A 15,423-nucleotide genomic window follows, 5' to 3' on the forward strand; every position below is an offset into this window, starting at 1 on the left:
ACCCGGATGTGGCCGCTCATCAAGGTTAGCGGCGCCCTGCAAACGTTAAGCACATATGCGGAACGCTGCGCTGGGACGCTATCAACGCGCCCCATGCCAAGGCAAACTCGCGTCATCCATGGAGGATGGCAGACAAAGCGAGGCGACCAGCACCGTGGCGGCAACCCCCTCCCGCCATGCCCTTCCCCTGCTGACACGGCTGCGGAAGGACAGGGCAGGCAATGTGATGCTGATGATGGCCGGCATGATGTTCGTGCTGGCAGCGTTTGTTGGCTGCGCCATCGATGCGGCGCGCTTCTATGTCGTCAACTCCCGCCTGCAGCAGGCCTGTGACGCGGGCGCACTGGCCGGGCGGCGTTCGATGACCGATACCGCGCTCGACGGCATTCTGGATGCGACAGCCATCGCCCAGTCGCAAAGCTTCTTCAACAACAATTTCCGCAACGGCTGGTTCGGCACCACCGGCGTCACCTTCACCCCCGCCAAGACGTCTGACGGGCAGCTGACGGGAACCGCGCAGGTCACGGTGCCCACGGTCATCATGAAGATCCTGGGCGTCAGCAATGTCACGCTGACCGCCACCTGCACCGCCCGGCTCGATGTGCCCGACACCGATGTGATCTTCGTGCTGGACACCACCGGATCGATGTCCTGCCTGCCCAGCGACGATGACAACACCTGCAACAATTACGTCAATTCCGCGGGCACCACCACTTACAGCCGCCCGCTCGATGGCGCCACCAGCGGCAACACCAGCGTGGCGGGCTATCCGCTTTCCACCGCCTATTACGTGCCGGAAAAGAGCGGATCGCGCATATCCGCGTTGCGCACGGCAGTGCTCAATTTCTATGACACGCTGGCCGCCTCCTCCAGCGCCCAGACCCATATCCGCTATGGCTTCGTCACCTACAGTTCCACCGTGAATGCGGGGCGCGCGGTGATGGATATGTCGCCCAAATATCTCGTGGGCGGGGCTGGCAACAGCAACACCAGCTGGACCTACAATGCCCGCAGCATCACGCTCCAGCTGCTGGTGCCCATTCTCTACACCTATCAGCCCGTGTCGGAAAATCTGAGCATCTACAGCACCGGCCTGCCCACGCCGGACCCGACCAAGATCGGCGTCACCGATGCCTGGGCCGGCTGCCTGGAGGAGCGTTACACCACCCCCGGCGTTTCCAGCTTCAACATCAACAGCCTGCCCTATGATCTGGACCCCGATCTGGTGCCCACCAGCGACATCAGAACGCAGTGGAAGCCGATGTGGCCCGAGGTCTTCTACGCCCGCAACAATTACACCAGCACCGCCACCTCCACCTCCCTGCTGGATTTGCTGGGCAGCGGCCCCAACCCCAACATCGGCACACCCAGCTACATGCAGATGGGCTATATCACCTGCGGCAAGCCGGTGGCGCGGCTCTCCACCATGACGCGGGCGCAGGTCTCGGCCTATGTCAATGCCAGCGATTTCCGGCCCATTGGCGGCACCTATCACGATACGGGGATGATCTGGGGCACGCGGCTGCTCTCGCCCACCGGCATCTTCGCCAATGACACCGCCGCCTGGCCCGGGCGCCTGCCACCCAACCGGGTGATCGTCTTCCTGACGGACGGCGTGATGTCGCCCAGCACCTATGTCTATGGCATGTACGGCAATGAATATTACGACAGGCGCGTCTCGGGCGGCGATTTCAACAATCTGACCAACTATCATATCCAGCGCTTCCTGGCCGAATGTTCGGCGGCCAAGGCGCGCAACATCAACATCTGGACGATCTCGATCGCCACCACGGCGCCTGCCCCGCTGGTCTCCTGCGCCAGTTCGACAGGACAGGCGCTGGCCACCACCAGCGGCTCGGGGCTGACGACCGCCTTTTCCACCATCGCCAAGCAGGTGGCCAGCCTGCGGATCTCGCAATGAGGGCGCGCGCCTTCCTGCGCCGCCTGTGGCGCGCCAGCGGCGGCGCGGCGGCGGTGGAGTTCGCGATGACGGCGCCCATCGCCCTGCTGCTGATCATGGGGCTCTGCGATTTTGCCTATCAGCTCTATATGCAGGCTTTGCTCAGCGGCGCGGTGCAAAAGGCCGCGCGTGACGCCACGATCCAGAACTCCACCCCGGCCACGCTGGATGCTCAGGTGCTCTCCATCGTGCAGGGCGGCAACCGCAATGCCGCCTGGGCCACCGGCTCTCCCTCGCGGCTGAGCTATGCGCAATATGGCTATATCTCGCCCGAGCCTTTCACCGACAGCAATGGCAACGGCATCCGCGATCCCGGCGAATGCTTCACCGATGTCAACGGCAACGGCCAGTGGGACGCCAATCCCGGCATCAGCGGCAATGGCGGCGCGGGCGACACGGTGGTCTACACCGCCACCATGACCTATCCGCGCCTGTTTCCCACCGCGGCCTGGATGAAATGGTCCAATGTGGTGACCATCTCCTCGACCACCATTCTGAAAAACCAGCCCTACGCCGCCCAGACCGTGCCCACGCCAACCACGATCTGCACATGAGGGGGGCGCTGTTCAAAAGGCTGCTGCGTGAGAGCAAGGCCGCGGCACTGCTCGAATTCGCGCTGATGCTGCCGGTGGTAATGTATCTGGGCGGGGCGGGCATCGAATATGCCAATTACGGGCTGGCTCAGATGCGGATCAGCCAGATCGCCATGACGCTGGCCGACAATGCCGGTCGCGTCGGCCTCTCCAGCACGCTGGCCACCACCCAGCTGCGCGAGACGGACGTCAACGATATCTTCTCGGGCGTGCGCCTGCAGAGCGCGGGGATCAATCTGACCACCTATGGGCGCATCACCCTCTCCAGCCTGGAATACACGCCCCAGACCTATGATGTGGTGCCGGTGCAGCGCATCCACTGGCAGCGCTGCCTGGGCAAGCGCAGCGGCACCAATTACGACAGCTCCTATGGCACCACCACCACCACGGCGGGCAGCACGGCCACGCTGGCCAATGCGGGCACGGCCATGCCGCTGGGCATGGGCGACACCGGCGCGCTGGTGAATGCGCCGCTGGGCTTCGGGGTGATGTTCGTGGAGATCAATTACGATTACCAGCCGCTGTTCGGCACGCTCTATGCCCCGGCGATGCGCATCCATTACGTCGCCTCCTACATCGTGCGCGACACGCGCGATTATTCGATGATCTACAACCCCGCCCCCACCGTCACCCCATCGACCTGTAACCTTTACACCACGTGACCCATGGCGGGGCGTGCAATCGGTGATCTGCTCCTTGACAAGCGCCCCGCCAGAGAGAAGTGAGCGGCATGACGCAAGCAGCCCTGAGCGAGAGGCGCGCCTGGAACGCCCAGGCCATCCGCCGCATCGAAGCCGACATCACCCGCACCAGCGACACGCATCTCATCAACCATGCGATCGAGGGCACGCCGGGGATCACGCTCTATTTCAAGGATGAGAGCAGCCACCCGACGGGCAGCCTGAAGCATCGCCTCGCCCGCTCGCTGTTCCTCTATGCTTTGTGCAATGACTGGATCGGGCCGGATACGACCGTGATCGAGGCCTCTTCCGGCTCCACCGCCGTGTCGGAGGCCTATTTCGCCCGGCTGCTGGGGCTGCGCTTCATCGCCGTGGTGCCGCGCACCGTGGCGGCGGCCAAGATCGCGCTGATCCGCTTCCATGGCGGCGAGATCCATTATGTCGACAGCCCCGGCGAAGTGTACGAAGCCAGCGCAAGGCTCGCCGAGGAAACCGGCGGCCATTACATGGACCAGTTCACCTATGCCGAACGGGCGACCGACTGGCGCGGCAACAACAACATCGCCGAATCGATCTTCCAGCAGATGGCCCGCGAAGAGCATCCCATCCCCGCATGGGTGGTCTGCGGCGCGGGCACAGGCGGCACATCGGCCACCATCGGGCGCTATCTGCGCTATCGCCGGGTCGATACGCAGCTGTGCGTCGCCGATCCGGAGACCTCGATCTTCCACCGCCATTTTGCCGACCGTTCGATCACCTCGCTGGGCGCCTGCAAATCCAGCATCATCGAGGGCATCGGGCGCCCCCGCCACGAACCCTCCTTCATCCCCGATGTGATCGATCGGATGGACGCCATTTCCGATGCGCGCTCCATCGCGGCGATGCGGGTGATCTCGGCGCGGCTGGGGCGGCCGGTCGGCGGCTCGACGGGCACCAACATCTGGGCCTGCGCGCGGCTGATCTCCGATATGGCGGCGCGGGGGGAAAGCGGCTCGGTCGTCACCATCCTGTGCGATGGCGGCGAGCGCTACACCGACACCTGCTTCTGCGACGACTGGCTGGCCGAGCGCAACATCGACTGGCAACCCCATGCCAAAGCGTTGGAAAGCTTCTTTGCCACCGGCGCATTGCACGAGGTTTGCCCCGAAGCTTGACCGCCATTCGCCCCCTTGACACAGGAACCTCTGTGTGTGGTTGAACAGACACATACCTTGGCCTATATGGCCCCTATGCCCCGGCTGCGCGGTGCTGTCGCAACTGCGCAGCAGCCTCGCGCGCCGGGGCTCGCCTTTTGGGGCCGGATGCTCCGTCCGACCCGTTCGCTGCCGTTGAATTGATAAAGGATTTGCCCATGTCCCGTCGCCGCCAAATCTACGAAGGCAAGGCCAAGATCCTTTACGAGGGCCCCGAGCCGGGCACGATCATCCAGTATTTCAAGGATGATGCCACCGCCTTCAACGCGCAGAAGAAGGGCACCATCAACGGCAAGGGCGTGATCAACAACCGCATCAGCGAGTATGTGTTCACCCGCCTGAACCACATCGGCATCCCCACGCACTTCATCAAGCGCCTCAACATGCGCGAGCAGCTGGTGCGCCAGGTCGAGATCATCCCCATCGAGGTGGTGGTCCGCAATGTTGCCGCCGGCTCGATCAGCAAGCGTCTGGGCATCCCCGAGGGGGAGCCCCTGCCCCACACGCTGATCGAATATTACTACAAGGACGATGCTCTGGGCGATCCGCTGATCTCCGAAGAGCATATCGCCGCCTTCGGCTGGGCCAGCAATGAGGAGATGCATGACATCTCCAGCATGGCCATCCGCGTGAACGACTTCATGTCGGGCATGTTCGCCGCGATCAACATCCGCCTGATCGACTTCAAGCTTGAGTTCGGCCGCATCTGGGATGGCGACTACAGCCGCGTGATCCTGGCCGACGAAATCAGCCCCGACGGCTGCCGCCTGTGGGACATGACCACCGGCGAAAAGCTGGACAAGGACCGTTTCCGCCGCGATCTGGGCGGCGAGGAAGAGGCCTATCAGGAAGTGGCTCGCCGCCTCGGCCTGCTGGAGAATGAGAACAACGGCCCGTCCGAAGTGTTCGACCTCTCGGTGCATCGCAAGCTGCGGGGCAAATAAGCTGATCCAGCCTTTGACGCTTTCGCGCCGTTCGATGAAGTGCATGCTGCTGGCCGCCTGTGCCGGCAGCATGGTGCTTGTTCAGCCCGGCTTGGCCAAGTCTGCCGGCGCCAAGCCCATTGCGGCAAAGGCGAGCGCGAAAGCGAAAGAGGCCCCCAAGCCCAGCCAGACATCTGGAAAATGGGCCTTTGAAAAAAGCGACGTGCCGCTCGACCCGGCATGGCGCTTCGGGCGCCTGCCCAGCGGCATGCGCTACATCATCCGCCCCAACACCACCCCCAAGGGCGAGGTGGCGGTGCGGATGGAGGTCGGCGCCGGATCGCTCGACGAAAGCGATGCCGAGCGCGGCTATGCCCATTATGTCGAGCATATGGCCTTTCAGGGCTCGACCCATGTGCCCTCGGGCGAGATGGTCCGCCTGCTGGAGCGGCTGGGTCTGGCCTTCGGCGCCGACACCAACGCCCAGACGACCTTCGATCACACCACCTATCAGCTCGATCTGCCGCGCAACGATCCTTCGCTGATCGACACCGCGCTGATGCTGATGCGCGAAACCGCCAGCGAGCTCAAATTCCCCGCCGCCGAAACCACCCGTGAGCGCGGCGTGGTGCTGGCCGAAAAGCGTGACCGCAACAGCTGGTCCTACCGCGCGCTGGAAAACCGGCTGAACTTTATCGCGCCGGGCGCACGCTATGTGGCGCGCATGCCCATCGGCGTCACCCAGACGCTGGACGCCGCCACGCCCGACACGCTGCGCGCCTTCTGGGCCCGCAATTACGTGCCCGCCAAAACCACCATCATCGTGGTCGGCGACATCGATCCCGTTGCGGTGGAAGCGGCCATCAAGGCGCATTTCGGCACATGGAAAGCCGCGCCCTCGCCAGCGCCCGCCAAGGCCGGGCCGATCGATCTGGCCAACAAGGGCCATGCCTCGATCTATCTCGACCCCGCCAGCCCGGAGCGGATCGACATCACCGCCGAAGGGCCCTGGCTCATCGAGCCCGATACGCAGGCCCAGCGCGATCTCGATACGCTGCGCTCCATCGGCTACGGCATCATCCAGCGGCGCCTGCAGCGGCAGGCCACGCAAGCCCATCCGCCCTTCCGTGGGGCCAGCTTCGGCACCTCCGATATGTTGAAGGCCGGGCGCAACTCCTATCTCTCGATCGAGACCGACGTCGGCAAATGGCATGAGGGGCTGATCGCCGCCGCCACCACATTGCGCCGCGCGCTCGACAGGGGCTTCACTCAGGCCGAGGTGAACGAGCATATCGCCAACCTCAGGACCAATGCCGAACATGCCGCCGCCGCTCAGGATACCCGCAGCAGCGGCGCGCTGCTGGGCGATGCCTTCGGCCTGCTGCGCGAGGATTCGGTGCCTTCCACGCCTGCGGCCACGCTGGCGCGCATCGAAAAGCTGATCCCGCGCATCACACCCGCCAGCATATTGGCCGCGCTGAAGACCGAGACCGTGCCCCTCACCGATCCGCTGATCCGCTTCGAAGGCCCCAAGGCCCCCGAAGGCGGCGAGGCGGCGCTACGCGCGGCGTGGGATGAAGGCGTCAAGGCCGCCCTGCCCGAAGAGGCCCAGCAGGCCGAAGTCCCCTTTGCCTACAGAGATTTCGGCCCTGCCGGCAAAGTGGTGGAAGACCATCGCGAACCCGACCGCGGCATCCGCGAAGTGCGCTTTGCCAATGGCGTGCGCTTGAACCTGAAACACACCGATCTGGCCAAGGATCAGGTGATGGTGGCGCTTTCGCTCGATGGCGGCACGATGCTCAACAGCAAGGCTGATCCGCTCGCCGTGATCATGACCCAGGTGCTGGGCAATGGCGGACTTGGCAAGCACAGCCGCGAGGATCTGCGCACCATGCTGGCCGGGCACAGCTATGGCCTTGGGCTCACCAATGGCGGTGACACATTCATCAGCTCCTCAGGCGTGTTGCCTGCTGATCTCGACCTGCAGATGGAGCTGTTGGCCGCCCTGCTCACCGATCCGGGCTATCGGCCCGAGGGCGAGGTGCCCTTCCGCCAGTCGATCGACACGCTGTTTGCGCAGAGCCGCTCGACACCGGCCGCCGCGCTGGTCTCGCAGTTGGGCGGCATTCTCTCCGATGGCGATCCGCGCTTCACCCGCCAGCCGATCGAGGCCTATCGCGCCCAGAATTTTGCCCGGCTGAAGGCCACCATCTCGGATCGCCTTGCCCATGGCGCCATCGAAATCGGCATCGTCGGCGATGTGAATGAAGACAAGGCCATCGCCTCGGTCGCGCGCACGCTGGGCGCTTTGCCCATGCGTGAGGCCAATTTCCAGCCCTATGCCGGCCGCCGCACCCGGCCTTTCACCGCCAATCACACCTTGCGCATCGTGCGCCATGCCGGGGCCAAGGATCAGTCACTGGTCTATCTCGTCTGGCTGACCCGTGATGACAGCGATCCTCAGGAAAAGCAGGTGCTGAACATGCTGGAGCGCGTGGTGCGCATCCAGCTGACGGAGACCTTGCGCCAGAAGCTGGGCAAGGCCTATTCGCCCGGCTCCAGCAGCGAAACATCGCGCACTTACAAGGGCTTCGGCCTGTTCACCATCAATGCCTCGGTGGATGTGAAGGATCTGGGCGCCACCCGCGCCGCCATCCGCGAGACGCTGGAAGCGCTGCGCGACCATGGCGTCAGTCAGGATGTGTTCCAGCGCGCCCGCGCGCCGCTGGTCGAAGGGTTCGACAATGCGCTCAAGAACAATGGCGGCTGGATGGCGCTGACCATGCGCGCCCAGAGCGAGCCCGACCATATCGAGCGCAATCTGCACGCCAAGGAAAGGCTGATGGCCGTCACGCCCGAGCAAGTACAAGCGGCGGCGCAGCGCTATCTGACAGACGCGGGCGCGGTAGAATCGGTGGTGCTGCCCGATGGGGTAGACCTGCCCAAGCCGTAAGCTATAAAAGCCGGTTCAAATCGCCTTTTAAATCATACAAACAACCCGGACATCGGGCATTTTATATGGCTTTTTTAAGAACGTGGGCGGCGGGCTGGGTCGCCGGGTAACAAATTGTCACGATCTCGCCAAGTGCGTTGCTCACCACCTTGACTGGCCCCCGGCTTCGCCCGAAGAGCCGTTCATGACCCGTACAGATTCCGCCCCCGCGCTGGCCAAGCGCCAGCCCCTTCTGCCTGCCCGCCTCCCCACAGCCCGTGTGCGTGTCGCCGTCACGCTGCTGCTGGCGGGCAGCCTTGGCCTTGCCGCCTGTTCGGGCAAGGACAAGGGTAAGACAAAAGGCCCGACGGAAGTCGGCTATTGGGTGGCCAGTGAAAGCACCGTGCCGCTGGAGGTGGAGCTGCCGGGCCGCACCGCGCCCTATCGCGTCTCTCAGGTGCGCCCGCAGGTCTCCGGCATCATCGAGAAGCGCCTGTTCGAGGAAGGCGCGATGGTGAAGGCGGGTCAGCCGCTCTATCGCATCGATCCCAGCCTGTACCGCGCGGCGGCCAATCAGGCCGAGGCCAATCTCACCAGCGCTCAGGCCAGTGCCGAGGCGGCAAAGATCAAGGCCGACCGCTACAAGCCGCTGGCGGCCAGTCAGGCCGTCTCGCAGCAGGATTACACCGATGCCGCCGCCACGGCGCGCACGGCAGCGGCCAGCGTGATGCAAAACCGCGCCGCGCTGGAAACGGCACGCATCAACCTGCGCTACACCACCGTGCCCGCGCCCTTGTCGGGCCGCATCAGCCGCTCGGCCTTCACCGATGGCGCGCTGGTCACGGCGAACCAGACCGATGCGCTGGCCACCATCGCGGTGCTCGATCCGATCTATGTCGATATCCAGCAGAATGCGGCGGATATGATGAAGCTGCGTCAGGCGCTGGCCGATGGCGGCGCGCAAGCGCGCGAGCCCGACGTCAAGCTGCGGCTGGATGACGGCAAGGATTACGCCCTGCCCGGCAAGCTGGAATTCTCCGAAGTCACCGTGGATTCCGCCACCGGCACGGTGACGCTGCGCGCGCGCTTCCCCAATTCCAAGGGGCTGCTGCTGCCGGGCCTCTTCGTGCGGGCTCGCCTCAGCCAGGCGGTGCAGACCAAGGTGATCCTCGTGCCTCAGGGCGCGGTCAGCCGCGATGCCAAGGGCACGGCGACGGTCTATGTCGTGGGTCAGGGCAACAAGGCCGAGATGCGTCAGGTCACCGCTTTGCGCACCGTGGGTGACAGCTGGGTGGTGACCCAGGGCATCAAGCCGGGCGACAAGGTCATCACGCAAGGCCTGGGCCTGCTGCGCCCCAATGGCGAGGTGAAGCCCGTGCCGGAAAAGACCGGTCAGGGCTACAAGCTGGACAAAAACGGCGCCCAGAGCGCGAAATAAGGCTGATCCATGTCGCGCATTTTCATCGATCGGCCGATTTTCGCATGGGTGATCGCCATCATCACCATGATGATCGGCGTGGGCGCCTTGCTATCGCTGCCCGTCCAGCAGTTCCCTGACATCGCCCCGCCTCAGGTCAACGTCAACGCCACCTATCCGGGCGCCTCGGCCGCCACGCTGGAAAGCAGCGTGACGCAGGTGATCGAGCAGCAGCTGACCGGCATCGACGGCCTGCTCTATTTCAGCTCGACCTCCAGCTCGGCCGGCACGGTCAGCATCAATGCCACCTTCGTGAAGGGCACCAACCCTGACATCGCGCAGGTGCAGGTGCAGAACAAGGTGCAGCAGGCGCTCACCCGCCTGCCGGCTCAGGTGCAGGCGCAGGGCGTGCGCGTCACGAAGTCCAACCCCGACTTCCTGATGATCGCCGCCTTCTACGACACCTTCGACAAATCAACCAACATCGACGTCTCCGACTTTATGGTCAGCCATATGCAGGAGACGATCGGGCGCATTCAGGGCGTGGGCCAGACGCAGGTCTATGGCTCGCAATATGCCATGCGCATCTGGCTCGATCCCAACAAGCTGGCCAGCTATTCCCTGATGCCCAGCGACATCACCACGGCCATCACCGCGCAGAACGCCGAAGTGGCGGCGGGCGAGGTCGGCGCCGTGCCCAGCCCGGCAGGCCAGATGCTGGACGCCACGGTGACGGCGCAGTCACGCCTGCAGACGCCGGATCAATTCGCCCAGATCGTGGTGAAGACGCAGGCCAATGGCGCCAATGTGCTGCTCAAGGACGTGGCCCGCATCGAGCTGGGCGCGGAGAGCTATGGCGTGATCAGCCGCGTCAACGGCCATCCGGGCGCGGCGCTGGCAGTTTCGCTCTCGCCGGGCGCGGACGCGCTGGCCACCGCCGAACTGGTCAAGGCCGAGTTCGAAAAGCAGAAGCTGCCCCCCGGCTACCAATATGCCTTTGCCAATGACTCCACACGCTTCATCACCAAATCGGTGCATGACGTGGTGGAAACGCTGGTGGAAGCCATCGTGCTGGTCGTCATCGTGATGTTCGTCTTCCTGCAGAGCTGGCGCGCCACGCTGATCCCGGCCATCGCCGTGCCGGTGGTGCTGCTCGGCACCTTCGGGGTGTTTGCCGCCTTCGGCTATTCGATCAACACGCTAACGCTCTTCGGCATGGTGCTGGCCATCGGCCTGCTGGTGGACGATGCCATCGTGGTGGTCGAGAATGTCGAACGCCTGATGCATGAAAACCCCGGCATGAGCCCGCGCGATGCCACCATCGAATCAATGAAGGAAATCTCGGTCGCGCTGGTGGCCATCGCGCAGGTGCTCTCTGCCGTGTTCCTGCCGATGGCCTTCTTCGGCGGCTCGACCGGCGTGATCTATCGCCAGTTCTCGCTGACCATCGTGGCGGCCATGGCGCTGTCGGTGATGGTGGCGCTGATCCTGTCGCCCGCGCTGACGGCCACGCTGCTCAAGCGGCCCGAGGATGAGGATGAAACCAGCCTGATCGGCCGCGCCAGCCACTGGATGCGCGAGAAGTTCGAGAAGTACTTCGGCAAGCTGGTCGGCTGGTACTATCCCCGCGCTGAAAAGGTGGCCCACAAGAAGCGCATCCCGCTGATCAGCTATGTGGCGATGCTGGTGCTGCTGGCCTTCCTGTTCATGCGCCTGCCCACCGGCTTCCTGCCCAATGAGGATCAAGGCTTTGGCCAGCTCAGCCTCCAGCTGCCCTCGGGCGCGACCATCGAGCGCACCCAGCAGGCACAGCTCGCGGTCGAGAAATATTTCCTCGATCACGAAAGCAAGAATGTCGATACGGTGCTGACCGTGGCGGGCGGCGGCGGTGGCGGCAACGGCCAGAATGCGGGCCGCGGCTTTATCTCGCTCACCGATTGGGACGATCGCCCCGGCGACCAGAACACCGCCGAGGCCATCACCAACCGCGCCACCAAGGCGATGAGCGGCTTCCGCGATCTGGAGTTTTATGCGCTTCAGCCACCGATCGTGCGCGGCCTCGGGCAGGCCACCGGCTTTCAGGCCGAGTTGCAAAACACCGGCGGCCTCTCGCGCGAGGAGTTCGCCAAGGTGCGCGATTCGGTGCTGGCCGATTGCCGTGCGGACAAGCGCCTCGCCAACGTCCGCCTGACCAACCTGCCCGATCAGCCGACGCTGAAAATCAGCACCGATACGCAGAAGCTGCAGGCGCTGGGCATCACGGCGGCCAATGTGAACAACACCTTGTCCACCGCCTGGGGCGGCACCTATGTCAATGACTTCGTGGACCGCGACCGTGTGAAACGCGTCTATGTGATGGGCGACGGACCGTTCCGCTCGCGCCCGGAAGACCTCAACAACTGGCATGTGCGCGGCGCAGACGGGCAGATGGTGCCCTTCTCCACCTTCGCCACGGCCAGCTGGGGCAAGGCGCCGACATCGCTGCTGCGCTTCAACGCCATCTCCAACTATGAGTTCTCGGGCCAGCCTGCCTCGGGCTATTCCTCGGGCGATGCGATGAACACCTTCCAGGAGATCGTCGAGAAATATCCGGGTGTCGGCGTGGCCTGGTCGGGCACCTCCTATCAGGAGCGGCTGGCGGGCGGTCAGGCGCCGATCCTCTATGGCGTTTCGCTGATCGTGGTCTTCCTGTGCCTTGCCGCGCTTTATGAAAGCTGGAGTGTGCCGGTGGCCGTGCTGCTGGTGATCCCGCTGGGTCTGGTGGGCGCTGTCGCCATGGTGACGCTGCGGGGCCTCGAAAATGACGTCTATCTGCAGATCGGCCTTACCACCACCATGGGTCTGGCGGCGAAAAACGCGATCCTGATGATCGAATTCGCCGAGGCCGAGGTCCATAAGGGCAAGGGCATTCTGGAGGCGGCGCTCAATTCGGCGCGCATCCGCCTGCGCCCGATCCTGATGACCAGCTGCGCCTTTATCTTCGGCGTGCTGCCGCTGGCGCTGGCCCATGGCGCAGGCGCCAATGCGCGCATCGCCATCGGCACCGCGGTGATCGGCGGCATGCTGACGGCCACGGTGCTGGCGGTGTTCTTCATCCCGCTGTTCTTCGTGCTGATCCGCCTGACGCTGAAGGAGCAGTGGGAGAAGTGGACCCGCAAGAAGGGCGGTAACGTGCAGGAGGCACAGGCATGAACCGCCTGCACGCCCTTGCAGCTTTGGTGAGCCTGCTGGCCGCCAGCGGCGCACAGGCCGCGCCCAAATCCGATGGCCCGCTGCCAATCCCCGCGCAGTTCCCCTCCGGCCCGGCCTATGCCGCGCCCGGCGTGGACCAGACGCCCACCTATGCCTATCGCGACGTGCTGGCCGATCCGCGTCTGGTCATCCTGATCGAGCAGGGGCTGGTGCATAATCAGGATATCGCTCAGGCCGTGGCCAATGTGCAGGCGGCGCAGGCGCAGTTCCGCATCGCCCGCTCCGCGCTGTTTCCGGAGCTGGATGCCAGCGCAGGCTGGACCCATTCGGGCGGCGACCGCGCTCTGGGCATTTCCAGCAGCAGCAAGGGCGATGCCTTCAACGCGCAGGGCGTGGTTTCGTCCTATGAACTCGATCTGTTCGGGCGGCTGCGCGATCTGACGGCGGCAGCTCGTGCCTCCTATCTTGGCACGCAGGCGGCGGCGCGCAGCGCGCGGCTCTCGGTGGTCTCCAGCATCGCCACGGGCTGGCTGGCCTATGCCGCCGACACCAGCCTGCTCAAGCTTGCACGGGACACCGAAACGGCGGCCCGGAACAGCGTGCAACTGACGAAAAAGCGCGTCGATGGCGGCGTGGCGCCTTTGGGCGACCTGCGCAAGGCCGAGATCACCCTGCGCCAGGCCGAGGCCGATATCGCCAGCCAGACCAATGCTCAGGCCGCCGACCTCAATGCCCTGCGCCTGCTGGTGGGCGATAACATCGATCCCGCCAACCTGCCGCTCAGCCTCACCGACGCCAACCTGCATCTGGCGACGATCCCCACGGGCCTCTCCTCCGACATTCTCCTGCGCCGCCCCGATGTGATGCAGGCCGAAGATGCGCTGGAAGCCGCCAAGGGCAATGCCGAAGCCGCCCGCGCCGCGCTCTTCCCGAAAATCACCCTGACCGGCCTGCTGGGCACGGCCAGTTCTGCGCTGGCCAGCATGTTCACCGGCGGCACCTTCGCATGGGCCGGCGGCGCGACGCTCAGCTACCCTATCTTCAAGGCCGGCGCCGCCAAGGCCACCGCCCGTCAGGCCGAGGCCCAGCAGCAAGCCTCGCTCGCCGCCTATCGCAAGGCGGTGCAATCGGCCTTCTCCGACGTCGCCAATGTGCTGGCCCGGCGCGGCACCATCGCCGACCAGCTTGAGGCCAGCACGGCAGCACGCGATGCGGCGGCGGACAATTTCCGACTCTCCACCCAGCGCTATCAGGGCGGGATCGACACCTACCTCGATGTGCTGACCGCCCAGCAGACGCTCTACACCTCGGAAAAGACGCTGATCGCCACGGTTCTGGCCGATGGATCGAACCGCGTTTCGCTCTACCGCGCCCTTGGCGGGGACCGTCTGGACGGCGCAGGCAACCCCGCCCAGCCCCGCAACGGCGGCTGATCGACCGAAAAGCGGGCAGGCGGATCAGCCTGCCCCTTGGCTTTTGCGCTTTTCGGGGCCATAGGGGCCGCGATTCCTCTTCGCCGAACAGAAAGGCCCAGCCCCCATGAAAGTGCGCGTTTTCGTCAGCCTCAAGAACGGCGTGCTCGATCCGCAGGGCCGCGCCATCCATCACGCCATCGAAGGCCTTGGCTTTTCGGGCGTTTCGGACGTGCGCGCCGGTCGCCTGATCGAGCTGGAAGTCGATGACAGCGTCACCGACGCCGCTCTGGACGAGATGGCCCAGAAGCTGCTCGCCAATCAGGTCATCGAGAACTACCGCGTCGAAAGGGTCGCCGCATGAGTTTCCGCGCTGCCGTCATCACCTTCCCCGGCTCGAACTGCGACCGCGACATGGCGGTGGCGATCGAGAACGTCTGCGGCGGCGAGGTCCATCGCGTCTGGCACGGCGACGCCGCCCTGCCCGAAGGCCTTGATTTCATCGCCCTGCCCGGCGGCTTCTCCTATGGCGACTATCTGCGCAGCGGCGCCATGGCCGCCCGTAGCCCCGTGATGCAGGCCGTTGTCGCCGCCGCCAACAAGGGCGTTGCCGTCCTTGGCGTGTGCAACGGCTTCCAGGTGCTGACCGAAGCCGGCCTGCTGCCCGGCGCGCTGATGCGCAACGCCGGCATCCGCTTCGTCTGCCGCGAGGTGGCACTGAACGTCGAGAACAACACGTCGCTCTTCACCAGCCGCTACTTCAAGGACCAGCGCATCACCGTCCCCGTGGCCCATCACGACGGCAACTTCTTCGCCGACGACGCCACGCTGGACCGCATCGAGGGCGAGGGCCGCGTGGCCTTCCGCTATGCCGAAGAGGTCAACGGCTCGGCGCGCAACATCGCGGGCGTGCTGAACGAAAAGGGCAATGTGCTGGGCATGATGCCCCACCCCGAGCGCCATATCGAAAAGGCCCAGGGCGGCATCGATGGCCGCGCGCTGTTCGAAAGCGTGGTGCGGACGCTGGTTTCGGCCTGATCGCTTTCGGGTTTACCGGATTGAAGGGCGGCGGGGCTTCGGCTTTGCCGCCTTTTTCTTTTCGTTAAAGGGAAAAGGGAAAA

The 15,423-nt window shown here is 64.8% G+C and carries 11 protein-coding genes; all 11 read left to right on the plus strand.

Annotated features, from left to right (window positions below; translation table 11 throughout):
• Positions 1-154: 154 nt before the first annotated feature.
• The 11 genes from HGK27_RS10700 to purQ all read left to right on the plus strand — a co-directional run bounded on the left by HGK27_RS10700 (position 155) and on the right by purQ (position 15,340).
• Positions 155-1,921 carry a TadE/TadG family type IV pilus assembly protein gene (locus tag HGK27_RS10700; protein WP_241127024.1) on the plus strand — a complete coding sequence of 589 codons (1,767 nt, stop codon included), beginning with the start codon at positions 155-157 and terminating at the stop codon, positions 1,919-1,921.
• Entirely contained in the window at positions 1,918-2,514 is a 597-nt protein-coding gene (locus HGK27_RS10705) for a TadE/TadG family type IV pilus assembly protein (protein WP_206240518.1), read from the plus strand. The genes HGK27_RS10700 and HGK27_RS10705 overlap by 4 nt, the downstream gene beginning before the upstream one ends.
• A complete protein-coding gene (locus HGK27_RS10710; RefSeq protein WP_206240519.1) occupies positions 2,511-3,215 on the plus strand; it encodes a TadE/TadG family type IV pilus assembly protein in 705 nt (234 codons plus the stop codon). Before HGK27_RS10705 ends, HGK27_RS10710 begins: the two co-directional genes overlap by 4 nt.
• Positions 3,216-3,283: 68 nt before the next feature.
• On the plus strand, positions 3,284-4,387 hold the full coding sequence (locus HGK27_RS10715) for a PLP-dependent cysteine synthase family protein (RefSeq protein ID WP_206240520.1): 1,104 nt from the start codon (positions 3,284-3,286) through the stop codon (positions 4,385-4,387).
• 197 nt (positions 4,388-4,584) lie between these two features.
• Complete coding sequence (purC, locus tag HGK27_RS10720) at positions 4,585-5,370, plus strand: phosphoribosylaminoimidazolesuccinocarboxamide synthase (protein ID WP_206240521.1); 786 nt, start codon at positions 4,585-4,587, stop codon at positions 5,368-5,370.
• Positions 5,371-5,383: 13 nt separating this feature from the next.
• Positions 5,384-8,302 carry a M16 family metallopeptidase gene (locus HGK27_RS10725; protein WP_241127025.1) on the plus strand — a complete coding sequence of 973 codons (2,919 nt, stop codon included), beginning with the start codon at positions 5,384-5,386 and terminating at the stop codon, positions 8,300-8,302.
• Positions 8,303-8,486: 184 nt separating this feature from the next.
• On the plus strand, positions 8,487-9,719 hold the full coding sequence (locus tag HGK27_RS10730) for an efflux RND transporter periplasmic adaptor subunit (protein ID WP_206240522.1): 1,233 nt from the start codon (positions 8,487-8,489) through the stop codon (positions 9,717-9,719).
• 9 nt (positions 9,720-9,728) lie between these two features.
• On the plus strand, positions 9,729-12,890 hold the full coding sequence (locus HGK27_RS10735; RefSeq protein WP_206240523.1) for an efflux RND transporter permease subunit: 3,162 nt from the start codon (positions 9,729-9,731) through the stop codon (positions 12,888-12,890).
• A complete protein-coding gene (locus tag HGK27_RS10740) occupies positions 12,887-14,323 on the plus strand; it encodes an efflux transporter outer membrane subunit (protein WP_206240524.1) in 1,437 nt (478 codons plus the stop codon). Before HGK27_RS10735 ends, HGK27_RS10740 begins: the two co-directional genes overlap by 4 nt.
• A gap of 106 nt (positions 14,324-14,429) precedes the next feature.
• Positions 14,430-14,666 (plus strand): phosphoribosylformylglycinamidine synthase subunit PurS, encoded by a 237-nt coding sequence (purS, locus tag HGK27_RS10745; RefSeq protein ID WP_068081464.1) that lies wholly within the window; start codon positions 14,430-14,432, stop codon positions 14,664-14,666.
• Positions 14,663-15,340: a phosphoribosylformylglycinamidine synthase subunit PurQ gene (purQ, locus tag HGK27_RS10750; RefSeq protein ID WP_206240525.1), complete on the plus strand. Its 678-nt coding sequence runs from the start codon at positions 14,663-14,665 to the stop codon at positions 15,338-15,340. The genes purS and purQ overlap by 4 nt, the downstream gene beginning before the upstream one ends.
• Positions 15,341-15,423: the final 83 nt, after the last annotated feature.

The organism is Novosphingobium terrae (genome assembly GCF_017163935.1).
In the GTDB taxonomy this organism is placed as follows: domain Bacteria; phylum Pseudomonadota; class Alphaproteobacteria; order Sphingomonadales; family Sphingomonadaceae; genus Novosphingobium; species Novosphingobium terrae.